The sequence below is a fragment of the Levilactobacillus hammesii DSM 16381 genome (assembly GCF_001434395.1).
GTDB classification, from domain to species: domain Bacteria; phylum Bacillota; class Bacilli; order Lactobacillales; family Lactobacillaceae; genus Levilactobacillus; species Levilactobacillus hammesii.
In genome coordinates, this window is sequence record NZ_AZFS01000041.1 from 34031 (window position 1) to 60392 (window position 26362).

General features: G+C 47.3%; 22 protein-coding genes. 15 read left to right on the plus strand and 7 right to left on the minus strand.

Annotated elements, in window-relative coordinates; all coding sequences use genetic code 11:
* On the plus strand, window positions 1–252 hold a 252-nt coding region (locus FD28_RS02475; RefSeq protein ID WP_268888927.1), incomplete at its 5' end, for a DUF3781 domain-containing protein.
* A 149-nt stretch (window positions 253–401) separates the two neighbouring features.
* On the opposite strand, the gene FD28_RS02480 is transcribed toward FD28_RS02475, so the two are convergent.
* Window positions 402–1319 (minus strand): alpha/beta hydrolase, encoded by a 918-nt coding sequence (locus FD28_RS02480; protein ID WP_083478093.1) that lies wholly within the window; start codon window positions 1317–1319, stop codon window positions 402–404.
* A 223-nt stretch (window positions 1320–1542) separates the two neighbouring features.
* On the opposite strand from FD28_RS02480, the gene FD28_RS02485 reads away from it, so the two are divergent.
* The 5 genes from FD28_RS02485 to FD28_RS02505 are packed head-to-tail and all read left to right on the plus strand — an operon-like array spanning window position 1543 to window position 5579.
* Window positions 1543–2112, plus strand: coding sequence for a DapH/DapD/GlmU-related protein (locus FD28_RS02485; RefSeq protein WP_235806835.1), 570 nt, complete (start codon window positions 1543–1545; stop codon window positions 2110–2112).
* 31 nt (window positions 2113–2143) lie between these two features.
* Window positions 2144–2656 (plus strand): cyclophilin-like fold protein, encoded by a 513-nt coding sequence (locus FD28_RS02490; protein WP_057732235.1) that lies wholly within the window; start codon window positions 2144–2146, stop codon window positions 2654–2656.
* A complete protein-coding gene (locus FD28_RS02495; protein WP_083478094.1) occupies window positions 2656–3567 on the plus strand; it encodes an alpha/beta hydrolase family protein in 912 nt (303 codons plus the stop codon). Before FD28_RS02490 ends, FD28_RS02495 begins: the two co-directional genes overlap by 1 nt.
* Window positions 3568–3580: 13 nt before the next feature.
* The gene (locus FD28_RS02500; protein WP_057732241.1) at window positions 3581–4540 is read left to right on the plus strand and encodes an alpha/beta hydrolase; all 960 of its coding nucleotides are present in this window, start codon (window positions 3581–3583) and stop codon (window positions 4538–4540) included.
* A gap of 28 nt (window positions 4541–4568) precedes the next feature.
* Window positions 4569–5579, plus strand: coding sequence for an alpha/beta hydrolase (locus FD28_RS02505; RefSeq protein ID WP_202813057.1), 1011 nt, complete (start codon window positions 4569–4571; stop codon window positions 5577–5579).
* 153 nt (window positions 5580–5732) lie between these two features.
* On the opposite strand, the gene FD28_RS02510 is transcribed toward FD28_RS02505, so the two are convergent.
* Entirely contained in the window at window positions 5733–6617 is an 885-nt protein-coding gene (locus FD28_RS02510; protein ID WP_057732243.1) for a LysR family transcriptional regulator, read from the minus strand.
* Window positions 6618–6730: 113 nt separating this feature from the next.
* Here FD28_RS02510 and FD28_RS02515 point away from each other — a divergent pair, with 113 nt between their 5' ends.
* The 6 genes from FD28_RS02515 (at window position 6731) to FD28_RS02540 (ending at window position 18423) form a co-directional block, all read left to right on the plus strand.
* The gene (locus FD28_RS02515; RefSeq protein WP_057732245.1) at window positions 6731–7468 is read left to right on the plus strand and encodes an SDR family oxidoreductase; all 738 of its coding nucleotides are present in this window, start codon (window positions 6731–6733) and stop codon (window positions 7466–7468) included.
* Between the two features lie 26 nt (window positions 7469–7494).
* Entirely contained in the window at window positions 7495–7890 is a 396-nt protein-coding gene (locus FD28_RS02520; protein ID WP_057732247.1) for a DUF2255 family protein, read from the plus strand.
* A 14-nt stretch (window positions 7891–7904) separates the two neighbouring features.
* A complete protein-coding gene (locus FD28_RS02525) occupies window positions 7905–8756 on the plus strand; it encodes an aldo/keto reductase (protein WP_157059818.1) in 852 nt (283 codons plus the stop codon).
* Window positions 8757–8771: 15 nt separating this feature from the next.
* Window positions 8772–9818 (plus strand): NAD(P)-dependent alcohol dehydrogenase, encoded by a 1047-nt coding sequence (locus FD28_RS02530; RefSeq protein WP_057732252.1) that lies wholly within the window; start codon window positions 8772–8774, stop codon window positions 9816–9818.
* A 725-nt stretch (window positions 9819–10543) separates the two neighbouring features.
* Window positions 10544–11107, plus strand: coding sequence for a hypothetical protein (locus FD28_RS02535; protein WP_057732253.1), 564 nt, complete (start codon window positions 10544–10546; stop codon window positions 11105–11107).
* Between the two features lie 1271 nt (window positions 11108–12378).
* Window positions 12379–18423 carry an MBG domain-containing protein gene (locus FD28_RS02540; RefSeq protein WP_057732255.1) on the plus strand — a complete coding sequence of 2015 codons (6045 nt, stop codon included), beginning with the start codon at window positions 12379–12381 and terminating at the stop codon, window positions 18421–18423.
* Window positions 18424–18653: 230 nt separating this feature from the next.
* Here the strand turns inward: FD28_RS02540 and FD28_RS02545 are convergent, their stop codons facing one another.
* From FD28_RS02545 to FD28_RS02555, 3 genes are all read right to left on the minus strand, one after another.
* Entirely contained in the window at window positions 18654–19400 is a 747-nt protein-coding gene (locus FD28_RS02545) for an alpha/beta hydrolase (RefSeq protein ID WP_057732257.1), read from the minus strand.
* 251 nt (window positions 19401–19651) lie between these two features.
* A complete protein-coding gene (locus tag FD28_RS02550) occupies window positions 19652–21622 on the minus strand; it encodes a MucBP domain-containing protein (RefSeq protein WP_162255541.1) in 1971 nt (656 codons plus the stop codon).
* 540 nt (window positions 21623–22162) lie between these two features.
* Window positions 22163–22507 carry a winged helix-turn-helix transcriptional regulator gene (locus tag FD28_RS02555; protein ID WP_235806837.1) on the minus strand — a complete coding sequence of 115 codons (345 nt, stop codon included), beginning with the start codon at window positions 22505–22507 and terminating at the stop codon, window positions 22163–22165.
* A gap of 165 nt (window positions 22508–22672) precedes the next feature.
* Between FD28_RS02555 and FD28_RS02560 the strand changes: the two genes are divergently transcribed.
* The 3 genes from FD28_RS02560 (at window position 22673) to FD28_RS02570 (ending at window position 24580) form a co-directional block, all read left to right on the plus strand.
* Window positions 22673–23833 (plus strand): MFS transporter, encoded by a 1161-nt coding sequence (locus tag FD28_RS02560; RefSeq protein WP_057732261.1) that lies wholly within the window; start codon window positions 22673–22675, stop codon window positions 23831–23833.
* Between the two features lie 230 nt (window positions 23834–24063).
* Window positions 24064–24306, plus strand: a complete 243-nt coding sequence (locus FD28_RS02565) for a type II toxin-antitoxin system RelB/DinJ family antitoxin (RefSeq protein ID WP_057732263.1) — start codon at window positions 24064–24066, stop codon at window positions 24304–24306.
* On the plus strand, window positions 24299–24580 hold the full coding sequence (locus FD28_RS02570) for a type II toxin-antitoxin system YafQ family toxin (protein ID WP_057732265.1): 282 nt from the start codon (window positions 24299–24301) through the stop codon (window positions 24578–24580). Before FD28_RS02565 ends, FD28_RS02570 begins: the two co-directional genes overlap by 8 nt.
* Window positions 24581–24831: 251 nt before the next feature.
* Here the strand turns inward: FD28_RS02570 and FD28_RS02575 are convergent, their stop codons facing one another.
* Window positions 24832–25233: a hypothetical protein gene (locus FD28_RS02575; RefSeq protein WP_057732267.1), complete on the minus strand. Its 402-nt coding sequence runs from the start codon at window positions 25231–25233 to the stop codon at window positions 24832–24834.
* An 82-nt stretch (window positions 25234–25315) separates the two neighbouring features.
* Window positions 25316–26347, minus strand: a complete 1032-nt coding sequence (locus FD28_RS02580; RefSeq protein WP_057732269.1) for an agmatine deiminase family protein — start codon at window positions 26345–26347, stop codon at window positions 25316–25318.
* Window positions 26348–26362: the final 15 nt, after the last annotated feature.

A 26362-nucleotide genomic window follows, 5' to 3' on the forward strand; every position in this document is an offset into this window, starting at 1 on the left:
GAACTCTTAGACCAGATTAAGGCGCACGCCTGCTATACCGAGCTGGTGTATCGACGGGTGAATAAGAAACTGGCGGTTAATCTGACAAAGGCAGAGGTAGAGGCACTGGTCATTGCGGTGTTGGATGATGGCACTACTGATGTTGAGAAGTTGGGGAAGAACTACTACGTGACTAACCGAACTCGACAGGTACAGTTAGTGATTAACTCATTTAACTACCGCTTGATTACGGCGAACCATGTAACTGAATAGAAGTGAAAAACTGCTAGACCCAATCAAGGGGTGGCAGTTTTTTTACAATATTTGTCAGAAGAGTTTATATGAACGCGCCTTGTGTTCTCGATGCCCTAAGACAGGGGCATCTTTGCAGAGGCAATTGACAAGGAGTGACATGCAATTGTTCATACGGTTAGAGAATTGCTTTTAGTTGCGTAGCGTAAATCCAATCTTTTAACGTACCAGCTATGTGCCAAATGCTGATTAAAGAGCAGAATAGCGTGGTCAGGACTGATGAGCTTGCCTATTGTCGCTATGACATTGGAACTGGTTGGCAACTGGCTATGCTGACTGTAAGTTCCATCAACCTGGGTCATGTGGATCACATGGGTACCAAAGATGGTTTGTCCAGCCTTGGCTGAGTTCAGGGCCACGATTCCATCCCCATTGGCATGGGGGATGTGTCCGTAGATTAAAGTAACCTGGATAGAACGGGCAATTTGGCCACGCTTGGAATAGTAGGTTTTAAATTCATATGAGTATTTATTTTGGTCATTTAATTGATCTGGTTTGACATTCTGCGTATTTGTCCGAGCTGTTTTGTAAATATCATTATAGGGCGTGCCAATTGTAATGAGTTGTTTTAATTTTGGTGAAAGCGTGGAGTGAGGATGTTCTAAGTAATCAAGCATCACCAGCCCGCCATTGGAATGACCAACGTAATTGTAGTTATTGAGACCATAGACCCGTTTTAAATAGATTAACGCGTGTGCTAGCCAGTTAGCCTGTTCGTGAATATTATATTCATCGGGCCGTTCGAAGCTGATAATCACTATTGGATTGGCCGGATTGTAGGTTCCACGTTCGACTATCTGATTATTGGTAGTTATTGTTAGTTTAAGGACATTTTGGCGTGGTACTTTTAATTTATGGAAGGTCGCATCAAAACGATTCTGATTAGCGTGCGTTCCCGGAACCATAACTAATGGTATGGAGCGTTTGCCTGCTGTTGTGCGACTTGCTGAGGCCGGTATTGAGTTGTTAATTGGTGTAATTACAATGAGCAATGCAAGCAGATATTTAATCGGATTAAAAAGTTTCATAGGCCGCTCCTCTCTTTAGAAACAGTCTATGAGGGTAATGTCTGTATGTAAAATACCTATTTAGCAAGAGAATGTATAATCAATCCGTATGCCTAAATACATGCCTATAAGCTATGAATTAGCATTTAGTATAGGTATTTTACATTGACTGATTATCATCTTAAAATAATGTCATAGTCTTCAGCGACAATAAAATCTTAATCAAACACAAGGAGCGTAAAGCGTGAAAACAATTCTTGAAAAAGCATTATCTGGTGAATTAATTAATTTTAAAGCACCAGAGTATGAAGTTGTTCCTCGAATAGCGAATGAAAATTCCCAAATTTTAGCTCGTTTAAATGGGCAGTATCACACCGATACACAAATCATTGCGTTAATCAGCCAAATTACACGACAGAATGTTTCAACATCCAATGTAGTGATGCCACCATTCAATACTGACTTTGGTGCACACATCTTTTTGGGAAAGAATATCTTTATTAATCGTAACGCCATGTTCGTTGACTTAGGCGGCATTTATATCGGTGACGGTGCTTTGATTGGCCCCAATGTCACCCTAATTTCGGTAAATCATATGGAAGCTCCAGAACAAAGACGTAACTTAAATTGTTCAGCAGTCCGTGTTGGCAAGGGTGCTTGGCTTGGAGCCAACGTGACAGTGCTACCGGGCGTCTCGATTGGTGATCATGCCATCATTGGGGCTGGTGCAATTATCACCAAAGATGTACCAGCGAATGTGGTTGCGGTAGGGACACCGGCGAAGGTGATACGGCAAATAAATCTGGAGAAATAGTTTGCAAATGACGTGCAGTGGGAGGTAACGGATGAAGAGAATCTGGTCGGTATTTTTAATGCTAAGTCTCTTAGTGGTATTGGGTGGGTGTGCGCAGAGTAAGCAACAAGCAGGTTCCAAGAGTCATGCCAGCAGTGAATCGGTCACGAGTAGCCATACTCAGACAAGTCCAGCTGGTTGGCAAAAGATAGTCATCACGATTAATGGTAAGAAATTGACGGCTCATTTGAACGGATCCAGTGCGGCCAAGGCATTTGCGAGAGAATTACCGACAACGTTAAGTTTCCGTGACTATCCAGGATTACCGGAAAAGATCGCGGATCTCGGCCACGGATTGCCAACGAAGGGAATGCCCAGTGGACACGCAGGAACGCGTGGAAGTATTGGTTATTGGTCACCGCAACAACGAATAGTCTTTTACTGGGGGACCGAGGAATATTACGACGGGATTCATATCATCGGCCATTTTGATACGAATGACTATCGAACGGTTGTTAAGAATATGGGAAATAATCGTCATGTCAAAATAGAGGGGGGCGAATAATGTGCTCAAAAACGATCATGTATATAATACTCATAGGGCTTGTTTGTGTGGGCGCTGCCATTGCTTATGGTTATAAATATACTAAACCTACACAGCGTGAACACGTTAGTTCAGGCCCTTCATCAGGTAAAGTGACTAGCGAAAAAGTAGCCAATGTCAAAGACCAAGTGGTTCGATTGCGTTTTAAGAATGAACAAATCTACGGTCATTTGTATTCACCTAAGCATTCTACTCAAAAGAAATTGCCAGTGGCTATTGTCTCACACGGACTTGGTGGTAATTATCAAGAATTGGCTGGTTATGCCCGGCAACTCGCACGTCATGGTTACTTAGCGTATGCGTTTGATTTTCCTGGTGGTAGTTCTGGTGGTGAAAGTTCCGGCGTCAGTCAGACTGAAATGTCGATTTACACAGAAGCCAGAGACTTGTTAGGGGTGATCAATGCGCTCACACAACGCCAAGATGCTCAGACCGGAAAAGTTCTGCTGGTCGGTGGCAGTCAAGGCGCAGTCGTATCAGCTTTGTTAGCATCTCAGCATCCAGAAAAAATTAGGGCATTGGCTTTAATGTACCCGGCCTTTTCAATTACTCACGATGCCCAGCGGAAGTATCGCAGTATGAAGTCAGTTCCAGCGACGACCAATGTCTTCGGCTTTACTGTTGGTCGTAGTTATTATCGTGGTTTACTGAAGACCAATATCACTAAAAGTGCCACTCAATTCACGGGCCCGGTCCTACTAGTTCATGGTGGCAATGATGATATTGTGCCAATTAAGTTTGCACGTGAGGCAGCCCAAAATTTTAAAAATGCCCAGTTTCATGAGTTACCAACTGCCGGACACGGATTTGAAGGTGTTGATCAAAAGAAAGCTTATCGGTTATTAGATAAATTTACTGAAAAACTAAATTAGGAGTTGAACGTTAATGGCTAAGGAAAATGCAGTAAGAGTCACCCCCAATGACGAATACTATATCTTTGAACTTGACGATTCAGTGACGCGGGAACACGTTTACTACAAGACACGTTATAATATTGAGATTGCCGCCGACTTATACTATAGCCGGACGTTAGACAAAGCCAGTCAGCATCCTGCGCTCGTTGTGGGACCGCCATTTGGTGGGGTCAAGGAACAGGGCCCCGGTGTCTACGCCAATCAGTTAGCCCAGCGGGGATTTGTGGTGATTGCTTTTGATCCAGCCTACCATGGTTATTCTGGTGGCACGCCGCGAGATAGTGGCTCGCCGGATACTTACGTCGAAGATTTTTCCGCGGCTGTTGATTTTTTGGGAACGTTGTCATATGTTGATCGGCATCGAATTGGCGCCTTGGGAATCTGTGCTTCAGGTGGTTTTGCGCTAGCAGCTGCGGCCCAGGATATGCGTATCAAGGCAGTTGCTACGAGTGTGATGTATGATATCCCCCACTTGGCCAATTTGGCAACCGGGAAGGATCGCGCAGCCCAGTTGGCGGCCTTGAGTGAACAGCGGTGGTCGGATATCTCCGCTAAGCAGGCCAATTACCCCAGCCAGCCAGTGACTGAATTTCCTGAAGGCTTAGATCCAGTGTCGCGGGAGTTCTTCAGTTTCTATGGCTTTAAGCGAGGCTGGCATCCACATGCTTTGTACAATGTAACGAACGTCTCTAATCTGAGCTTCATGAACTTTGAAGCTACGGCTAGAATCAATGAAATCAGTCCTAGACCAGTCATGTTAGTGACGAGTGAAGAGGCCCATTCGAAGGCATTTAGTGAGGAAACCTATGCTAAATTAGCGGAACCTAAAGAATTAGTGGTTGAACCACATGGTCAACACGTTGATTTTTATGATGACGTTTCTGTTATCCCATTTGATAAGTTTGAAAAGTTCTTTAACACGAACCTTTAAGGAAACATAAACAAAAGGAGTTGTAACGATGCAAAACAAAAAGCCAATTTATTCAGCAGGAGAAAACAATGTTAAGCAACGGAACCAGGCGTTAGCAACGGGTGATACGAGTCATGGAGCGGACAATTGGTATGAAAGCAGTCAGGTGACGAAGACCCCGGTGACCTTCAAGAATCTGTATGGGATGACCTTGGCTGGCAATCTTTTTGAACCGAAAGATATGCAAGGACAAATGCTACCAGCCATTATTGTTGGGGCACCCAATGGCGCCGTCAAGGAACAGTCAGCTAATCTCTATGCAACTAAGATGGCCGAATACGGTTTCATCGCTTTGGATTTCGATCAAGTATTCTGGGGCGAAAGTGATGGTCAACCACGTAATGCAATGGCACCAGAGCTCTATTCTGAAAGCTTCTCAGCCGCTGCGGATTACTTAACGACCTTGGACCAAGTCGACAATGACCGTATCGCGGTGCTAGGAATTTGTGCATCAGGTAGCTTTGCGATTAACGAGCTTAAGGTAGATACACGGCTAAAGGCATTAGCGACGGTCAGTTTGACCGATATGGGCGCAGTGGCTCGAGGACAACGGGACGCGATGGGTGCTCATGCTATGGTTGAACAAGCCTCGGATACGCGGAGCCTAGAAGTTGCAGGTCAGGAAACAAGTTATACCAGTGGAACGCCTGAAGAAATCGGACCGGATTCAGATGCTTTTTCAACAGAATTCTATGATTTTTATCGGACGCAACGTGGTGCGGCGGCTACAACGACTCATCCAACGTTAACGAGTTTCGCTAAACTATTGAATTTTTATTCGCTGTCCGATATTAAGACCATCTCACCACGACCACTACTTTTTATTGCTGGTGAAAACGCGATGTCACTTGGATTCAGCGAAGATGCCTATAATCAGGCTGCTGAACCCAAGGAACTCGTCAAAGTTAAAAATGCGGGTCACGTTGATTTGTACGACCGGACTGAACTGATTCCGTTTGCCAAATTGAATGACTTTTTCACAAAGAGTTTAGCTAAATAAGCAAGAACTGGACACGTTTCAGTGAAATAATAAAATCGACTTTTTCAGCGTGTCATTGTACTAGACCCTGTCAACTTGACAGGGTCTAGTACACATCCGTTCTGAAAAAGTCGATTTTTAGGTCTGTCCCATTAAAAGATTGTGCTACGCTACTTATGGCAGGGGTTGTCCAATGTCTGATGAAAGTTGTTTTAGGAAGGCTTCCGCAGCCGCAGAATGGTGTTGTCCGTGATGCCACACTAAACTGGTACCAGACGTGAGACGGGGTTGAAACGGTACAAAGACCAGATCTGATTGGTTCGTATTGATAATACCATCAAGACATAAGGCGCTGCCCATGCCCGCCGAGACCATCAGAGAGGCATTGTAGAGCAGGGTGTAGGTTGCCACGACGTTTAATTGGGTGGTATTGCCACCTAGCCAGTCGTTTAGCTGTTCCCTCATGCCATGTTGCCCAGAAATCAGTAATTTTTCGCCAGCCAGATCAGACAGTTCAAGGTGATCTCTGGTGGCTAAGGGGGAACGGTTAGATACTAGTAAACCCCAACGGCTTTCACCCGGCAGCCGTATAAAGTCATAATCTGTTTTATCACCGGGTTCCATAATGACCCCGAAATCGTAGTAACCGGATTTAATACTCGTTCGAATTTGATCGGCGTTGGTACTGATAACGTCGAGTTGAATGTGCGGGTATTTTTTTTGTAAGCCAGTGAAGGATTGCGCAATATTTAAGAAACTCCGTGCTTCGGAACTCCCAATAACGATGTTGCCACGAATATCCTGGTCTTCATGGATATTCGCGAGTGTTTTATCCGTTAAGGCTAAAATCTGATTAACTTGGTTGGAAAAATATTCACCACTGTCAGTCAGCTGAATCGTGCGACTTCCACGATCGAATAGGGTAATGCCCAGTTCTTCTTCAAGATCATGTAATTGACGTGAAATAGTCGGTTGTGAGACGTGCAGTTGTAAGGCAGCCCGACTGATATTGCGGTTTTGAACGACGGCCTGAAAATAACGTAAAACTCGTAATTCCATAAATATTCCTCCTATGTTTATTACGTATGCTTTTTGATTTAATCTAAGCATTAGACATAGCAATTGTCAACCCTTATGCTAGTAATTGTTAGGAAGTCAAAGGAGGATATACGATGAGCGTTCAAGATAAAGTTGTGGTCGTCACTGGTGCATCTAGTGGTATTGGTGAGGCGACCGTTAAAGAATTGACGGCACAGGGTGCCAAAGTGGTCTTCGGGGCCCGTCGACAGGAAAAGCTCGATTCAGTCGCGCAAACATTACCTGAGGGTACTTATGCCTATCAAACCGTTGACGTGACTGATTTTTCACAAGTTGAATCACTTGTTCAGTTAGCAGTAGACAAGTTCGGCAAGGTTGATGCTCTTTATAATAATGCCGGTATTATGCCAATGGAACCACTCAGCAATGGCAATCGAAAAGCTTGGCAACAGATGTTAGACGTGAATGTGATGGGCGTCTTGAATGGCATCAGTGCCGTCCTACCAATTATGCATCAGCAAGGCTATGGTCATATTTTAACGACGGATTCGCTCGCAGGCTATCGCGTCTATCCCAACGTGGCCGTCTATTCGGGAACCAAATACGCCGTGAGAGCTATCATGGAAGGTTTGCGCCGAGAAGAAATCAAAAATAATATTCGGACCACTGTGGTTGCACCAGGAATGGTCAATACGGAACTTTATAAGTCTATTCCGGATGAAACGACTGCCCAAAATTTGGTAGATACTTGGAATGAATCAGATCACTCGCTACTACCTAGTGACGTCGCGCAGGCAGTCACGTATGTGATTGGAACGCCACAACGTGTTTCAATTAATGAGTTTAACATTCGGCCAACAATCGAATTTTAGCGAAATATGTTAAAGGAGCTTTTGAGATGAGAAATCGTGATGAAACGATTGCACACTGGCAAGCACAACAATTAACAAATTTTTCCGATGCCGACGATTTTCGTGTTTCGCCATTTTATGATGATGGTAAAACATATGGCACGCCAACTTGGATTTGGTCAGTCGTAGTTGATGGGCACTTGTACATCCGGGCCTGGAATGGCTTGAATTCGCGGTGGCATCGTTCAGCGGTTCAACAGCGTGCTGGTCGGATGTACTTAGCCGGTGCTAATTACGAAGTTGGCTTCGTTGAGATAGACAGTGCCGATTTGAACAACCAGATTGACCAAGCCTATCAAAAGAAATACGCGAACAGTTTGTATTTAGATTCGATGATTCAGCAGCGAGCTAGGGTGTCTACTTTAGAGGTCGTTCCTAGGTAAGAAAGGAAGTTTTGATTAAGATGATAACGTTAAATAACGGTGTGGCAATGCCAACATTAGGGTTTGGCGTCTTTCAAATTACTGATTTAGCAGAGTGTGAACAGAGCGTATTAACCGCTTTGAAAACAGGGTATCGCTTAATTGATACGGCGGCAACTTATGGTAATGAGTCAGCTGTCGGTAAGGCAATTAAGCGCAGTGGCATTGACCGGCAGGATATCTTTATTTCGTCCAAGGTATGGATTCAAGATGCAAGTTATGAAAAAACAATGGCTTCATTTGAGAAGACTTTGGATAATTTGCAGACAGATTACTTGGATCTGTATTTAATCCATATGCCTTATGGTGACTATCACGGTAGTTGGCGGGCCATGGAAGAACTCTATGAAGCCGGGAAGATCAAGGCGATTGGGGTCTGCAACTTTGAAGCGGACCGGCTGGTTGATTTGATTTTGAGCCACCACGTTGTGCCAGCAGTTAACCAAATTGAAATGCATCCCTTCTGGCAAGAGAAGTCGTTACGTTCGGTGATGAAGCACTATGATATTCATACGATGGCGTGGGCGCCATTCGCGGAAGGTCAGCAACATTTGTTCACCAATCCAACGTTGACGGCTATCGGGGCCAAGTACCATAAAACTGCTGCACAAGTCGTTTTACGTTGGCTACAGCAAAATGAGATTGTCGCAATTCCTAAGTCGGTGCATGCCGAAAGAATTGCTCAAAATTTTGCCACGAGCGATTTTAACTTGAGTGAGGCCGATTTAGTTCAAATTGAAGCATTGGATCAAAATAAACCATTGATTTTAAACATCCGTGATGTGAATGAGGTTTATCGACTGCATGATATTACATTTGAACAGTAGAAGGGACGCTAAAATATGCGAGAAGTTCAAGCTTTACAAGCTGATCATAGTGATTTTAAGTCTTTCCATCACACGACGATTGTTCGGCGAGATTTACGTGCCGATGACGTCGCCATTGATGTGAAGTACTGCGGTATCTGTCACTCGGATATTGCTCAGGTCGAGGGCATTGATGATGTCTTTAAGCATCCAATTATTCCTGGTCATGAGATTACGGGAATTGTGAGTGCCATTGGTTCTGAGGTGAAGGACTTTAAAGTTGGCGACCGAGTCGGAGTTGGCTGCTTTATTGACTCTTGTGGCAAATGTAAATACTGCCTTGCTGGTCAAGAGCAATTCTGTGAGAAGGGGTATGTATCCGTCTTTAATACCCCAGATTATGATGGCAAGGTGACTGAAGGCGGTTATTCACAATCGTTGGTTGTTAAGGATCACTTTGTCTTGCACATTCCGGATACTTTGAATTTAGCTGAAGCAGCACCATTACTTTGTGCAGGGATTACGACTTACAATCCATTGGTGCGTTATCACATTGGCAAGGGGTCAAAGGTGGCCATCATTGGCTTAGGCGGGCTTGGTCATATTGCCGTTCAATTCGCTAATAAGTTAGGTGCAGAAGTCACGGTTTTAGGCCATTCAGATAGTAAGCGGGCCGAGGCCGACCAATTTGGGGCCACAAGTTATGAAATCTTACGTAAAGATGAGGATTTTGATCGTCTTGCGGGTCAATTTGATTTCATTTTAAACACAGCAGCGATTAAATTGAATTTAGACAATTATCTAAAATTATTGACGGTTAACGGAACCTTTTGCTTTGTTGGGCTCACCATGGAGGAACAACAATTCAATCTGTTCAGTATCTTCAATAAACAGGGAACAATTACCGTTTCAAATGTTGGTGGTATCCCAATGACACAGGATATGCTGAACTTTGCTGCGGCCCATGACGTTAAGCCACAGATTGAAATGATTGGGATTGATGATGTACCGACTGCTTATCAACGCATCATTGATAGCGACGTTCATTATCGCTTTGTCATTGATATGAAGACGTTGAAGTAATCTCTGTGTTTTGAATGCCGTGGAGTTCCAGTATGTATTAGATGACGAGCTACGTTTGTGACGGAAGAGTCTGAATAATAAGCAATCTAAGATGGTTAGCTCTTATCAATGGAGTTAATCATTTTTTTGTACGGGGCTAGAATCAGTGCCAATAAAGCAACGATGAACAATGAATCGCTTTCCTCATAAGCATAACGGGAAAGACGGTTCATTTCACTATATGGTTATCAGGGTAGAGCGAAGGGCACCCTCAGAGAGCTTTTTGCTAATAGGCTTAAAAAATGAGATTGATGGGGGAGAGCCATTAACTGCTCAAGAAGGCGAGGTAACTACGGTATACTTGAGGTAAATAAATTTATTTGGAGATGGTTTTAATGAGACTTGATTTTGCTAGTCTTGTTAAAGTATCAGTTTACACAAGGAATAACGGGACAGTATTACTGACGAAAAAGCAATCACAAACAAGGGTTCTTCAGGTTCAGGCAGTTATGAAATTTTTATGGTCCTCAACGACATTCCGTAAACATTGGGGAGGTCATTTTGCTTGCACTATCTGTTAACATTACTTCAAGCGTATTGATTGTTACTGTCGTGAGTAGTCTTTTGGAATAAGGTTATGATTCTCCTGGTGATTCGGTTGGTTGAAGAAGTTAAGCTTTTCTAGGTGTGATTTAATGATTATACTTAAAATTAGTTGTAGATAATTGTGACCTAGGAGGACTTCAATGCGTCTATTTTCAAAGACTGAATGTTATCAGCATTTTACTGGAACCATTACTCACTATGGAAAGGATACATATGGGCAAGCAGTAACAGCAGTTCAAAATGTGGAAGATGAATCAGGCCACTTAATTACAGATCATGTATGGGTTCAGAAATGGATTAAGCCGCGTAAAGGTAGTCAGGATAAAAATATTGGAAAAATTGTTTCCTTTACTGCAAAGCCAGTACTTTATAAGAGGTATGACCTTACTCAAGATTATGGATTGCGTATTTCGGGTCGCATTTTTCGAGCACTACCGGTTCCAACCGCGTTAAGTCCTAAGTTTTGCAAGCGGATGCGGAAGCACAGAAACCAATATTTCGCAGGTGTTATCGTCGATCATCAATTAAAATTCATTGGTCAAGGAAGCGACGGTAAAATAACGGAGACAGTTGAAAACACGCGCTACTTCGAAAGAATCAGTGGACTTATTGCGAATACAACCCCTTATCTTAATGGACATACACCAGTTATCTTTAAAGTCATTATCTATGGAGACATTCTTTTCATGGGGATTGCTCGTTAGCACTTTGAATGCGGTACGGTTTTGAGGAGTGAGTGTTGTAACTCATAGATTTTAAATGGGAATGCAGCTTCATTGTGTACAATTTCGGTGGCCAGTTAAGCATGGCCAATAAGGAAAAAGCTAGGTAAGTAATTCTTGAGTTAGAGGATTAGCGTATCTCAGCTAAAAACGTGAAGAAGCCCCAAGATTAGGTGAAAATGCTAATCTTGGGGCTTCTTTGGGTTGCTTACGATGACGACCTTGTCTAAACAAATTTAATTATTTAACGGCCTAACACGGTGTCACCCTTAATTGCTTTTTTGAACGAGGGTTTTGTTGGCGATGATATAGTGACCATCAGATAAAATGAGTCGCGTGGTTAAGCGGTACTGGATCTTAAGGGGATCTTTTTGCATATCTCGAACGAGACCAGCAGCCGAATAGAAGAATAATATGATTGTCAAAAGATGGGACCTAGTTCATAGATCCCACCTTTTGGGTATCTCGAATGGTTGGTCCGGGTAAACGCAAAAAAATAAAACTAAAGTTCCAAAGCCAATAACAGATAAGGTGAAGCGACCGTTAAATTAATGAAGTTCGTGTTACATATAATACAAAGCGTGATATTAAACTGGGGTTAAGTGTAAACCCCCTTGAATATATAGATGGTCGAAACTATACTAGGAGTACCCTAAAGCTGATAATTCAGGACTTCAGGCCAGTCAACTGCAAGCGAGAGCACCGGTAATGACTGAGTTTAGACGAACCGGCTGGTGGTCGGTGACACTATATGAGGGATGGGTCCGGCAACTTGGAAAGATCTATACGGTCAGGTACCGCTCGAAATCTAACAGAAACCGCGAAAATGAAACCGGTTTCTCAAAAATTTCAACAAAAAAATTAGTGAGCAAATAGTATCACCAATTAACGGTGAAAATCGTCGCTTGAGTGGAAATCTGTTTCAGCTTTCGAGGGTAATTGCCAGTATGACAGGCCTCAAGGCACATTTGTCGATCGCTTTAGATGATGGCCAATTGGCTGTCCAGTCGTCTTGTTAAAGAAAACGGTTACCAAACGTATCGCCGGTATGGCGGCATTTATTCAAGCCACGGGTCAAAGTACATGATAGAGTGAAAGAATTTACTTACATATTGGGTGGCAGCGTTACTTTCGTCACCACCACTAGTAACGGTTAGTTTGACCGTTAAATATCATTTAAAAATAGCGGACGCGCAGTTATTTAATTGATCAGGAGCAGCCAGAACTGAGCGGCCCTAAGGGAGATTTGAATTATGAAACAAAAGACTGAGAACCAAATGATTAAAAATCCAATTGGTTTGTATAAGGGGCATACGGGTTGGAAGGTTAAGACGCGGATATTCGGGACGCTGCTAATCAGTTTCTCCGCCGTTACGATTGCTGAGAGCACGACTGTCGTTGACGTTCATGCGGCAACACCAGCGCCGACCGCTGCTGTTCAGCCGAAATCAGATACTGACCCGTCGCCAGCACCCAATAAGGTCAGTCCTGCTCCAACGCCAACACCAACTAAACCAGCGCCAACCCAACCAACGCAGAAACCGGTGATTGAGTCGGCCTCGGTGACAACGTCTAAAGCGACACCTGCACCTGAATCGTCCACTGACACGACCAATGATTCCGGCGACTACCCGGTTCTTGCGCAGGACAAAGACATTAACGTCGGGGCGGATACATCCGAGGTGAAGTTAACTGCGGATCAGATTGCCAGTCACTTTACGGCGACTGTCGAAAACAAAGATGGTAGCGATGGAGATGACGATCCAGCAGATAACAAGAAGACTAAGCCAATTGGGAAGAATGGCAGTGTGCAGCTGACCACGTTGGGTAAACACGATTATTACAGATCTCCTGGGAGCACGACTCAAATTGAGGGCCATCAGGTGGCTCACGTGTCGTTTGAACACGAAATTGACTTCAGTCATAACTTCTCCATGACTGGTGCCTTAGGCGTTGGGAGTAAGTCATCTGGTGGTGCCGACAGTGTTGGGCTTATTTTCGCCCCTGGCGATCCAGCCGAGGCCACAGGGGGGGGTGCCGGTGGTCGTCTCGGGATTGAAGGGTTGTCTAACGCTTTTGGCTTTGTTTTTGATGAATACGATAACCAAACAGACTTCAAGGACCCGACCGGCAAACCTTATGTTGGCTGGCGCTACACCGATTCGAGTACGAAGCTGCAAAAGGCTGACCGATTAGATTGGGTATTGGCCAGCACGTTAGGGTTAGCGCGAACCTCAAACCCGGAGAACGCGTTCGTCATGAACTATGACGCCGAACATCAAAACCTAACCATTAAGTTAAATGGCCATACGTTCACTCGGCACATTGACGATGTCAAGACCGGGTATTCATTATCCGTGGCGGCTTCGACCGGTGGGAACTTCAACGACTACTCCGCTAAAATTGATAATTTCAGTTATACGCCCAAGACAATTCGACTGGGAGTGAATCTGGTGGATGCCGCGGGGGAGTCTGGGGCGCTGTTAAATAATACGACTGTCAACGCGGTCGCTAACATCGGGGATACTATTTCTATTTTCTCCTCGCAGGATGCGGCTAAACGGGCGGTAGCAGCAGATAAAACGCTGAATCCAGCACTGGTTGCCGTGATTCCGTCAGACTCGGCGGGCAACGTTTACGTCATTGATGGCAGCCAGGTCGTGGCCAACAATAATGGGACGGCTCGTACCATTGCGGATGCTAGCGGTCAGAGTGTGGCTGATGGGACTTACTACAGTTACACGGTCCAGGACGGGGATGGTCAGCAGATGACCGTACCGGTTAGACTGGCATTTAAAGCGAATGTTACCCCGATTGACGCCGCGACCGGTCAGCCCATTGAAGGGGTAAAACCGTTGACGGTGACGGCAGTGGCCGGGGAGCCAACCCTGGTTTCATTTCCGGGCTATACGCCTACCCAAGTGGTCCTAGAGGCGCCAGCGGCTGGCAAGACCGTCGCGGACGACTCTTTGACAATTGATACCGCAACAACTAAGCCCAGCACGGCGACCACGACTGAGAAAGCCAATCCCATCGGCCACTACTATACGGGAACTGGGAAGACAGTTGATGGGAAGACGGTAAACGTGGATGCCGTGGCTGGGACGGGGCAGTCCATAACGGATGCGCTCAATCAACAACCCTTAAAAAATGGCGACCAGCCGGTGGCTAGTGGTGGTCAGCAAGAGATTAGCAATACCGATTACTATTGGTCCGCCGTGGGCGATGCCAGCGCAACTGATTCCACGGATGCCAATCAGCGTCAGGACAGTGGTAGCTTACTTTTACCAACGAAGTCTACGCTACAGTATTGGGACCAGCAGGCCATCACGAACCAAGCGACGGCTGACAAGTATCGGACACAGGCTCAAGAGATGTATGATCAATTTGTTAAGCTATCTGGTTTGACGCAGGATCAAAAGGATGCGGCGGATAAATTACTTCAATCAGTCGTTGCGATTTATAAGCAGGTTTCGGACACTAACGGTCAGGCGAAGACCGCCTTTGAGGACGCTGAAACGAAGACAGATCCGGGCACCATTTATCAGGATGGCCAGGATGGGTACGCCTCTTTGGAAAAGGTACAGAACTTACTAATTGATTTTAAAGGGGACCTCGATAATCTGACGACGACCAATCAAGATGCACAGAATACTTTAGCAACTTTTGTGTCTTGGAGTCAGGTCTATGGGCAACCCTTGGCATTTCCAGATGTGACCTTCGGAAAGGACTTTGGGGCGGTTAGTAAGGCTGACTTCAACAATCCCGATTACTATGAATATGTGGATGCCAAGAATCCTGACACTGTGGTGAAAACACCTAAGAATGTTGGGGCTTACCTCTTTAAACTGACCGACCATGGACGAACGTACCTTAAGAGCCTGAGTTCGAACCCGAATGCTGGTCTCTATGTTTCGGCGATGGTCACAATTACACCGCAAACGGCTGCCGCTACCGTGGATGGAACGACAGTGGCTTATGGTGGCGTCGATGGACAATTCCCAGCATTTACGGGGAGTCTTGGCAACGCAGCTAAAGACCATCAGTTGAATCAAGGTGATTTTGAAGTCGTTGACAGCGCTGGTAAAACGGTCACCGTTGATCAGCTTAAAGCGGGTGGCGACTACACGATTCAGTACACGGCGGCAGCTCAGGCGGCTTTGAAGAAGGATAGCAACTATCAGTTCACATCGTTTGGCACGGCCAAGTTGAAGGTAACGCCGCGAGAAATTACGGTCCAGGCACGGGATAGTGTTAAGACATATGGGGACGGTGCAACGGAGTTATCATTGACCACTGCTTCAGCCAATGGCTTGGTCAACCAGGATACGTTAGATTCCCTAGGTGTGAAATTAACCCGCGAGCCCGGCGAAAATGTTGGAAAATATCAGATTATTTTGGATCCCACTTCAGTGATCAACCCGAATTATCACGTGGCGGTTAACCCTGGGACTCTTACGATTGGGAAGAAACCAATCACGGTTAAGGTGATGAGCTTTGAGCGGGATTACGGGACAGCGCAACCGGATTTAACGTTTAGTATTCCGGCACTGACCGCAACTGGTCAGGAAAATGGTCAATTGGTTGGTCAGGATAAGCAGGCTGATCTGCATATCACTTTGACCCGCGCTACTGGGAGTGATGTCGGCACGTATGCCATTACGGGCTCAGTTGATCAGGAGTCCAACTCTAACTATGAGGTTATTTTTGAGGATGGAAATGACACGATTAAGCAAGCGGCTGCTAGCGTCGCAGTTGCCGATAGTCAGCTGACTTACGGGGACGACACCACGGCCTTTACGGCAGCGGTTACCGGGCCCACGGTAGACGCGTTCGACCAAAGTGCCTTTGAAGTCGTGGATACTAATGGGCAACCAGTCGTTTGGACCGGCCATTTGCCAGCGGGAAGGTATCAGGTTCAGTTAACAGCGGCTGCACAGGATGCTTTGAAAGCGGCCAATCCTAACTATGACTTTACGAGCTTTAAGCCGGGGACTCTGACAGTGTCGCCTAAGCCAATTACCGTAACGGCCCAGAGCCCTTCTAAAATCTATGGTGAACCCGATCCTGAGCTGACATTGACGCCTGAATCGGCTGCCGGCTTGGCAACGAATGATACCTTAAGCAGTCTGGGCATTAAGTTGGTTCGTGCTGCTGGCGCAGACGTTAAGGCGTATGACATTACGTTAGACAAATCATCAAGCTTGAATAAGAATTACACCATTACGGTTAACCCCGGTGAGCTGACGATTAAGCCGAAGCCACTCACGGTGACGATTGAAAATATCACGGCCACGTATGGCGAAACCATTCCGGCATTGCAATTCGATGTTCCAGCGGGCACGAAGGTGGGGCTGATTAAGGGCGAGACTGAAGGCCTTCTTGGTGTGACGCTGACACGGGAGCCGGGAACGGATGCTGGTCATTATGTCATCAGTGGGACAGCGACGAACCAAAATTATGAGGTTACTTTTAAACCAGGAACCTTGACGATTTCGCAAGCCACTTCTGATGTGACGATTCCAAGTCTTAACATGATTTATGGCAATCCGATTCCACCGCTGTCAGCAACCTTGAATAATCCGACGACGAGTGAGATTAAACCGTCCGACTTGGTAGTCGTTAATGGTGCGGGCCAGTTGGTGACGGCTGATCAGTTGCAAACTGGCGAGACGTATAAAATTCAGCTTACGGCAGATGCAAAGAACCGCTTGATTTCGGAAAATCCCAACTATGATTTATCAAAGCTGGGAACCGGTGACCTGACCGTCGCTTCACGAGCCGTAACCGTACAAATTGACCCGCAGGTGATCTATCGTGGTGAAGCTAACCCAGCCAACTCTGCAAAATTGACGAAGGGAAGCTTTAAAACAGGTGAGACAGTGGCTTCGTTGAAGCTATCCTACTTGGATCCAGTTGCCCCGGACGTTGGGACTTATCAGATTACGGGTACGAATACGAACGCCAACTATGAGGTGACCGTTCTTGCGGGAACGTTGACGGTGTTGGGTAAGGAGATTGCGCCTGATGGGACCGTCACCATTACCCAGAAGGATGCTGCTGGGACCGTGACGAAGATTACAAAGCAGTGGGCAGTTGATGATGGCAGTGGCGACAGTGAGACCGTTTATACCTATGATCCGGTTACTAAGACTCAGACGGTGACGGAGTTTCAAAACGGCCAACAGGTTGCGCAACAAACAATCTCACCGGATTCGGCGCCGGCCATTTTACCAGATGGTAATGGCGCGGCATCGGTGGTTGGCCACGATACGAAAGGAGCTCCAATACTCACACACTATGGCATTGATCCGGATCAGGATGGTGTTGACAGTGATAAGGAGCTAGCGGATGGCACCGATCCCGTAAAGTCAGATACCGATGGTGATGGAGTGGACGACGGCGAAGAAGCCCAGCTCGGGACAAATCCGTTGGAAGCCGATACGGATGATGACGGGGTGAGCGATGGTGATGAGATCAAAGACGGCACCGATCCGTTGAAGCCAGATACGGATGGCGATGGGCTGAGTGATAAAGAAGAGCTTGACCTGGGCACTGATCCACTGAAGGTCGATACGGATGGTGACGGCATCCCTGATGGTGTTGAAGTCAAGAATGGGACGAATCCATTGGTCCCAGAGGTTCGGGTTGCGCCAACACCGATCGACACCGATGGGGATGGTGTGAGCGATGCTGACGAGATTAAAGCGGGCACCGATCCACTGAAGGCCGATACGGATGGCGATGGTATCCCTGATGGTAAAGAGCTCAAGCTGGGGACGAACCCGCTGAAGGCGGATACGGATGGCGATGGCATTCCTGATGGTAAAGAACTTAAGCTGGGGACGAACCCGTTGAAGGCGGACACGGATGGCGACGGTATCCCTGATGGTAAAGAGCTCAAGCTGGGAACCAATCCGCTGAAGGCGGACACGGATGGTGACGGTGTTCCTGATGGTCAGGAGTTACGCCAGCATACGAATCCACTGAAGCCCAACCGGGTGAAGGACGGCAAGAAAGAACGTCAGCACACCCATCCATTGAAGGCCGATACCGACCACAATGGTTCCAGTGCGGGCGATGGCCTTCTCCAGCACACGAACCCGCTGAAAGTCTCAGCCGCCAGCCAAGCAGACGCTTCAATGCAGGTGACCACGACGCGGCGTGCACGTCAACAACGGCAGCGTCAGGAGCGGCTACTCCCACAAACGGGGCAGCAGCACGAGGGCTACCTGGCAGCGATAGGTTTGTTCTTACTGGCTAGCTTGATGCGGCCGTTCGCTCGGCGTCGGCATTAAGCGCCACCGTTGCGACTCTGACGGCGACTAAATTTTGTAAAATAAAACTGGTCAAGTTCCCGTTTGAGGGGGCTTGACCAGTTTTTTGTTTCAACGTGTAGGTGTGGCAATTACAGGGTTGCAGGCTCGTTGAGACCATTTTTTAGTTGATATTGATACTTGGCCAATCTTTAATGGAATGGTGGCGATGCCTTGTTGGGTCAACCAACGCAACAGAACTTGAGCGGTCGTTAGTCGGCAATAAAGTCAGTTGCCAACCGCAGCACATCGTCACGGGCAGCGCCATCGAGCGAGTGGCTCGCACCGGACAACAGGTGCAGGGTGCTGTGAGGGTAAATGGCGTCGTAGCGTTGTGAGGCACTGTAAGCCACAATTTGGTCCGCATCGCCGTGAATCAGGCAGACGGGACCGGCAAAGTTCTGAGCGGTCTCGTAGATGGGCAGGTGTTGCGCCGTCCGCAGGTAGAAGCCACCCAGTGTCTTGCCGTTACCCAGTGGCAATTGCGCGGGGATGTGCTGCGGATCGTAGACCAAGCCTCGGGTGTGACCGGCCAACGCGTCATCCTTGAGGGTAGCGGCGGGGGCCATTAGGACTAACTTGTGGATGAGGTCGGCGTTGTAACCGGCTAGCATGCTGGCCACGACCCCTCCCTGCGAGTGCCCCAACAGATCAATGCGTTGGGGTGCCAGTCGCGTTTGTACCGCGGTTAACACGGCCTGAGCATCGGCGATTTCGTTTAGAACGGTCATGTTGGCGAAGTCGCCCTCACTGTGACCGCAACCGTTGAAGTCGAAGCGAACCGTCCCCACACCAATCGCCCGTAGTCTTTGGGCCAATTGGGTCAGTAGGGCTGTCGGCGTGTAGCCGCGGTCGCTGGTGAAACCGTGAAAAAGGATCGCAATCGTTCCAGTTGGCTGCGGCGCCGGCTCATAGATTCCGGCTAGAGTGAGGCCATCGCGTGTGACGTTAAATTCCATTCTCAAAACCTCCAATTTAAGTTGTTGCTAGGTCTAGGATAATTGAAGATGGCCGGCTTGTCACAAGTTTTTATGGTGACGTGACAATGTTTGACTAGGTTGTTAGGAGATGTCATTGACTTTTAGTAGGGGCTGGAAGCGTGGGGAAACGCCGAAATGACTAGGCTGTCAATTTCGGCAGCCTAGCCATTGGGTTACGTCTCGTTTGAAAGGTTCAACGGCAGGATTTCTAAGCCAATCGGCCGTAACGGTTAGCGTGAGCGTTTGAACCACCATGCGCCTAGACTTCCTGACAGGATTAAAGTCCCTAACCAAAAGGCAATCGTCCGCTGTTCGTCGGTTTGTGGTAAGCGCCAAACGTGACCCGTAGTGGGTTTGGCTTCGGGTTTAGCCTGAATCGTTGCGCCCGCGCCACTGGAGATCGGAGTGGGGGTAACGTCTGGCGTATTTGAACCTGTCGTGTCCGTTGTATCGGGCGTCTCTGTCATATCGTCAGGCGCCGTTGCACCCGGATTGCTGGGCTGAATCGGGTTAACGGGCGGTTGAGGGTGTGTGGGGGATGTACCACTATCGCCATCGCCGCCATGCGCCAGTTTGGTATAGACATAGGTCACCGTAATGGGGGAAGAGCCATAGGTACCCGTTGCGTTTGCCGGCGCTTTTTTTAGTACGTAATCGGTGATTGCCACCGGCTTAGTCGTGTAGGGTTGTCCCAGGTTACCCGTTAACGTTAGGGTGGGGGCTAGCTCATGCCCCTGCTCATCCTGATAGCGAACGGCAACGGTTGATTCGGCGGGTATCGTGGCCTTTTTGTGATAGATAAAGGTGACAGTGATGGGCTCTGAACCATAAACACCCGATAGATTTTTCGGCATCTGATCCAGCTCGTAACCCGGAATATTTAAGAGATTAGCTGTATACTTCTCCCCAGAATTTCCGGTTAAGGTGGCATCTGGAGCTACTTGTTGGCCGGCCGTATCGTGATATTGAACGGTTACCGGGGCGGTCGTGGTGCCTAACTTGTAAGGTTGCGTAATGAAGAAACTATAACCTTTGTCATCTTCGTAGAAGGCGTTTAAATAATATTTATCCGGGAGTTGGAAAGCATTATCTTCGGCAATGCCAGGTTCTTGATCTTTGACCTCTGTAAAGTCGAGACCCCCGTCAGCACTCTCGGTTACATTTGCACCCTGATAGGGGTTCTTATAGCGTTCTGAATCTTTTTCTCCATGTACCATATAGTAAAAGTCATAGGCCGTGGGATTTTTGGCTGGGGAACCATCCTGTAGACGCACGTTAAAGTTAAGGTGGGCTTTACGGGCCTTTTCATCTACGGTAATGGGTTGAGGCTCCAAATATTGGTCTTGAAAATCATACTGATTGTAATGTATACCCTTTAAACTCGAAAAATCCATAATGCGATTATATGGTAAGTTAAGCAGAGTGATGTTTTTTAAGTTGGCTAGTGGCGATATATCTTCAATCTGATTGTTTTCAAGATCCACGCGTTGAAGCTTATTTAAATTTTTCAATGGTGAGATGTCGACTAGATTACCGAACATTTGATAGGGCGGGTTGGTGGTGCCACCACCGGTCAGAAATAATACTTCTAGATTTGTCGCATATTCGAGTCCCTGAATGGAGTAGGGTGTTCCGTCCTCATTATAAGTTGAAGACCCCTCACCATCACCTGTTCCAACGTAAAGTTTCTCTAACTGTGACATATCCTTCTTGGTAATATCGGCAACCGTCTCCCAAGAGGAGGGTGAAACTGTCTGCTGTAGCCAATAGAGGACGGACTGTTGGAGACTCTTATTAGGCATCCACTGATCGATGGATTCATCTTCTTGGGGAGCTGACTGTGGATGATTACTTTCTGTTGGCGTTGGTGCCGGGGAAATGATGTCTTTTTCCTTAGCTGACGTCGTGTGGGTATCAGCTGTGGCACTTGATGTGATGGACGTGTCGGGGTGCAGCGGTTGTTTATCCGAGATCCCCTTCTCGTTAACCGTCCGCTGCTCGGTAGGCAAATGGCTTTGCGACGGCTCAATGCGTGATGATGCCACCTTTTCCTGGGGTGCGACTGGTTCGGGGACTGCAGCATGGCCAATAATCGGTGTCATTGTTGAACCTGCTAGGCTTGAAAGGAGAGTAACAGTTACTAACCACCTTTTACCAGAATTAGCCGTTTTCATGATAACCTTGTCTTTTCCACGATGCATCTCTTTTCCTCCTAAGAAATCCCTCATTATGATCCCTACAGTACTTTTATAAAAGTATTAATAGGGGTGCAATAGTTCTGCACACATAAAGTATAGCGTATGTATTTAAAATAATCTAGAGAAATTTTTTTATTAAAATTATTTTTTAGCGACTTGTATTTGGCTAAAATGTGGTCATTTTTAATACCGTGGCATAGTCTTTCACTGGAGGCGGTGTCAGCCACGCCGCGAGAGAAGCAAAATTGGCTTCTTCTACGATTTATGCCTGCAATTTAAGCCTTTGAAATTGGCAAGCTATTTCGGATGCGGTCAATAATTAGCGGACAATAAAAATGGTCTGCAAAGCCCCGTTGGTTTTGCAGGCCAGTCTATTTAACGAAGATTAGCTTGTCGCAATGGTAACGTCATTGCTTGAAGGTGGAATCGCGTGGCAATGGTTAGTGACGCTCCGGTAACCGCTCTGGCTCCGTCTTCATGGCGGCTGGTTTTCCGTCGGCGTAAAGGGTTGCGCTGATGGTCTTACCTGAGAGTGGGCTAGATTTAGTCGTCTAAGGCCGTAATATACTGTTGTCCCCAAGTATCCATCGCTTGGATGACGGGGATCAGGCTGAGTCCAAGCTCGGTCAGATGGTAACTCGTTTTGGTAGGGACAAAGCTAGTATCCACTTCCTTAGCGATGATGTGGTCGCTAATCAACTGGGATAGCTGTAGTGACAACATGCGCCGGGTACAGCCGGGCAAACTACGCAATAACGTCGTAAAGCGTAGATCTTCTGTCATCAAACGACAGAGGATGATGGACTTCCACTTGCCATCCAGCACTTTTAAGGTTGTGTCTAACGGGCAGACCTCGCCGTGGCGCGTTTGCATTTGTAAGGCAGTCAAAGAGACCAACTCCTATCCAATCAGTATGGCCTCAGTATAACCGGTTGGTGGGAAACAGTGGGGTGGCGACAACCGATTGGTTAGGCGAGCGACTAGGTTACATTAAATTCCCGTATTGTGTTTTCCGGTCGACCTCCCAATAATAAGGCTTGGGGGGTGTGGGTCATGCAGGCTTCACTGAAGAAGCAAGGATTCGTCATGGGGTTATTTTTAATCGTCTTCGTGATTGGAGCAGATTCATTTATCATTTCACCGTTATTGCCGGCGCTGGCGCAAAGTTACCGGATTTCGATTGCGAGCGCGGCGTTATCCGTCACGATTTACGCAATTTGTTATGCCGTCGGGTCACCGCTATTGGGGCCGTTGGGGGATCGTTACCCCAAACGGACGTTAGTCTTAACGGGCGTCGCTATTTTCTTCAGCGGGAGCCTCGTTTGTACGCTGGCACCCACGGCCGGTTGGTTTAATGTGGGGCGAGCCATCGCCGGTCTGGGAGCGGCGACGACCCTGCCCAATGTGTGGGCGCTGATTGGGCAAACGTTTCGTGGCAAACGGTTGAATCTAATTATGGGGATGACCATGGCGGCGCTGTCCCTGTCGATTGCGCTCGGCGTGCCCCTGGGAGCGGGCTTGGCGCAACTGGCTAACTGGCGGTTGGTCTTCGTCGCTTCGGCGGGACTTATCTTACTGGTCGGCACCATCCTATACCTGGTCGTGCCGCGGGTGTCCACAACGACGATGCGGGTGAATTACGGGCAAGCATACAGGCAAATAGGCCATGCCGTTACCGCTAAACTGGCATTGCTCATCACGTTGACCTGGATGACGGGATTTTACGCCGTTTATACCTTTCTGGGAACGTTTGTGACCGCGCAATTCCATTTGAATACGGGAAGCACGGGCATGGTTTTTATGGTTTATGGATTGAGTAACTTCATCGCCAGCTTCTTCAGTGGTCCGGTGACGACACGACTGGGAAAATTGACGGCCGTTCAGTGGGGTGGGAGTCTCTCCATTCTGGCGCTGGCAGGGCTGGTAAACCACCACAGTCTGTGGGTGGTCATGGGTAGCCTGGTCTTACTGGCGATTGTCCAGGGAATTGGCGTGACCGCTTTGAATACGATGATCGTCAACCTACTGCCGGCACAGCGTTCAACGTTGATGGCCTGTAACAGTGCCATGCTGTATCTGGGACTGACCGTGAGCTCTGGCATCGGCGGTTGGGCTTACGCGCGCGTTGGCTTTAGCGGGCTCACGTTGACGGCGATGGGGGCATTGCTTGTGGCCGTGGGGTTGACGCAGTGGCTTCGGCGGCGTTTGAACTGAAGACCGTCGTTATCCAAGTGAATGAAGGTCACGCTTGGGTATTGAATGATTCAAAAATGGATAAGCCTAAAAGCAGCCACACCCATATTGCCTGGGTGTGACTGCTTTAGTGAGAAAAGATTAGTTGATGGTGGCATGAACAAGTAGGATTTAGACGATTTGACTGATGTCTGATTAAAATGCTTGCGTTTTCGGTACCACATGGTACCATGTGGCTGGAGGTGTTAGTTATGACGAGTCAGGTGCATTTCAGAATGGATGATCAAGAAAAAAAAGACTTTGAAAGCGTTCTTAGCCGAGTGGGGTTAACGCCCGGAGAGGCTTTTCGTATCTTTGCAAAAAAATCAATTGAGGCTGGGGGCATTCCTTTTGAGGTATCACAACCCACACCACGATTAGAAAAAGCTTTGAAGAGTCAAGACTACGTCGAATTTAATGATCCTGAGAAAGGGTTGGACTGGTTAAATGACTAAGCCTAGCTATAGACCGGCCTTCGAGCGGCAATTTAAAAAGTATTATAAAACGATCTTGAAGGGCGGACACTACAAGAAAGAAGACCTCGACGCTATTTACCATAAATTGTTACAAGATGCGCCGTTGGAACCACACTATAATGATCACCCTCTGGTCAATCGAAAGCCGGAGCGTGAGTTACATATCAAGCCAGACTGGTTACTAATTTATAAGTATGACGGCGAATTTGTGCGCTTTATCGATACAGGTTCACATTCAGATCTTTTCAAGTAATATCCATAGCAGATTTTAATTTAGAACCTGCTATCAAACGCTACGACAAAGTTACGGTGTCAAATTTAGTTTGATCGGTTTGTCCACCGATACCCCCCTTGAACCACCAACACAAGAATTAAAGCAGTTGCAGTACTTCCCAAAAACAACCAGTTTAGGGACTTGACTACGCCGAGGGTGCTCAGAATTCCCTCCAAAATATTGTAGGACATTGCCCCTGCTTAGAGAATGCCCGGTCCTGCTGATAAAAGTTAGTCGATAAAGTTCCGGGGATGATTTAATTTCTGATAATTCTGGGGCGTCAGTTTTACCACGCCACCGCCAATGACGGGCACACCGGACAATTTGGCGTAGTGATAGTTCGAATAAACTTGCATGGTAATCTTGACGTCATGCTTGGCGTGGTGCATGACGTAGCGGTAGCTGGGCTTGGCATCTTGCGGAATTTTCTTTTTAGAAATATTATTGTACGTTTGTGGGATGTGGGCAACGATGGTCTTACTGCGGCGGCCGGTTGCCGCGTAGATTTGCCGGTCGTGGTGGTTGTAGATCTTGAGGTAATCCGTGCCGTGTTGGGTGGCGCCCTGATTGGCACAACCGCCCAGGGCAAGGGTTGCTAAGGCCAGTAGAAAAAGCGTGATTCCCCGATGCATATCGTTCATCCTCCTTAAAATTACGTCACTGAATTATTTCTAGTACTAGTATAGCAGATTTAGAGGTGGCAAATGCACAGCATTAATCATCATGAGCCGAAGCCATGGGCTGCTGCTGGGTCACACAGTGCAGCATGCCACCGTAGCGATATAACTTGGTCACGTCAATTCCAACGACTTTTCTCCCGGGATAGAGGTGCCCTAATGTCTTCAGGGCCACCTGATCATGTTTATCCTGATAAGTCGGGACTAGGACGACCTTATTGCCAACATAATAATTAAGATAGCTCCCCTTGTAGTCCAAACCGTGGACATTCTTGGCCGTCATGGGGAGTTCAATCACTTTATACGGCGTGCCCGCAGCATTGGTCGCCGTGTGTAGGGTAGCATAATCCTTCATATCGATACCGTCGTAGAGCTGGGAAAAGTCCCGTTTCGAGACCGTCAACAGCGTCTGGTCATCGCGGAACCTGGCGATACCGTCAATGTGGGCGTCCGTTATGTCTTCCCCAACAACCCCCTTAAGCCAGATAAAATGTTTCACACCGAAATAGGTTCTCATATAGGCTTCTGCCTGCTGGGCGTGCAGACCGGGATTGCGATTGGGGTTCAGAACGGAACTTTGGCATAACATTGCCGTTCCGTGCCCGTCCATTTCTACCGAGCCACCTTCCAACACAAACTTAGGAATTGGAAGGCGGGGTATATTCTGGGCTTTAGCGACGATCGCGGGCAGTTGATTATCTCTTTTATACGGTGCCTTACGTCCCCAGCCGTTAAAGGAAAAGTCGGCAATGGCGAGCTTTCCAGTGGTGTCGCGTACAAACAGGGGGCCGGTGTCTCGTGACCAAACGTCGTCACTCTTGGCAAGGGTGAAATCGACCCGATGCAGCGGCACCTTTGCCTGCGTCAACCGTTTTGAAATACGGGCTTGTTCCTTCGCATTGTAGGCGATGATGTGGACGCGCTCACCGCTGACCAGCGACTTGGTCATCGCTACCCAAATCGGCTCGAGGTCGTTTCTGTAGGCACGGCCGTAGGTGAAGCGGTGCGGCCAGGTCAGCCAGGTACCTTCATGTGGTGCTGTTTCACTAGGGAAATTGTAAGTGGACACGGTGGTCGCCTCCTT

What these genes read in the sequence shown, in the direction of transcription:
- FD28_RS02510 (WP_057732243.1), bottom strand. Translation starts at nt 6,617, where the DNA reads ATGGAATTACGAGTTTTACGTTATTTTCAGGCCGTCGTTCAAAACCGC.
- FD28_RS02490 (WP_057732235.1), top strand. Translation starts at nt 2,144, where the DNA reads ATGAAGAGAATCTGGTCGGTATTTTTAATGCTAAGTCTCTTAGTGGTA.
- FD28_RS02540 (WP_057732255.1), top strand. Translation starts at nt 12,379, where the DNA reads ATGAAACAAAAGACTGAGAACCAAATGATTAAAAATCCAATTGGTTTG.
- FD28_RS02515 (WP_057732245.1), top strand. Translation starts at nt 6,731, where the DNA reads ATGAGCGTTCAAGATAAAGTTGTGGTCGTCACTGGTGCATCTAGTGGT.
- FD28_RS02495 (WP_083478094.1), top strand. Translation starts at nt 2,656, where the DNA reads ATGTGCTCAAAAACGATCATGTATATAATACTCATAGGGCTTGTTTGT.
- FD28_RS02570 (WP_057732265.1), top strand. Translation starts at nt 24,299, where the DNA reads ATGACTAAGCCTAGCTATAGACCGGCCTTCGAGCGGCAATTTAAAAAG.
- FD28_RS02575 (WP_057732267.1), bottom strand. Translation starts at nt 25,233, where the DNA reads ATGCATCGGGGAATCACGCTTTTTCTACTGGCCTTAGCAACCCTTGCC.
- FD28_RS02480 (WP_083478093.1), bottom strand. Translation starts at nt 1,319, where the DNA reads ATGAAACTTTTTAATCCGATTAAATATCTGCTTGCATTGCTCATTGTA.
- FD28_RS02560 (WP_057732261.1), top strand. Translation starts at nt 22,673, where the DNA reads ATGCAGGCTTCACTGAAGAAGCAAGGATTCGTCATGGGGTTATTTTTA.
- FD28_RS02530 (WP_057732252.1), top strand. Translation starts at nt 8,772, where the DNA reads ATGCGAGAAGTTCAAGCTTTACAAGCTGATCATAGTGATTTTAAGTCT.
- FD28_RS02500 (WP_057732241.1), top strand. Translation starts at nt 3,581, where the DNA reads ATGGCTAAGGAAAATGCAGTAAGAGTCACCCCCAATGACGAATACTAT.
- FD28_RS02505 (WP_202813057.1), top strand. Translation starts at nt 4,569, where the DNA reads ATGCAAAACAAAAAGCCAATTTATTCAGCAGGAGAAAACAATGTTAAG.
- FD28_RS02550 (WP_162255541.1), bottom strand. Translation starts at nt 21,622, where the DNA reads ATGCATCGTGGAAAAGACAAGGTTATCATGAAAACGGCTAATTCTGGT.
- FD28_RS02565 (WP_057732263.1), top strand. Translation starts at nt 24,064, where the DNA reads ATGACGAGTCAGGTGCATTTCAGAATGGATGATCAAGAAAAAAAAGAC.
- FD28_RS02545 (WP_057732257.1), bottom strand. Translation starts at nt 19,400, where the DNA reads ATGGAATTTAACGTCACACGCGATGGCCTCACTCTAGCCGGAATCTAT.
- FD28_RS02520 (WP_057732247.1), top strand. Translation starts at nt 7,495, where the DNA reads ATGAGAAATCGTGATGAAACGATTGCACACTGGCAAGCACAACAATTA.
- FD28_RS02535 (WP_057732253.1), top strand. Translation starts at nt 10,544, where the DNA reads ATGCGTCTATTTTCAAAGACTGAATGTTATCAGCATTTTACTGGAACC.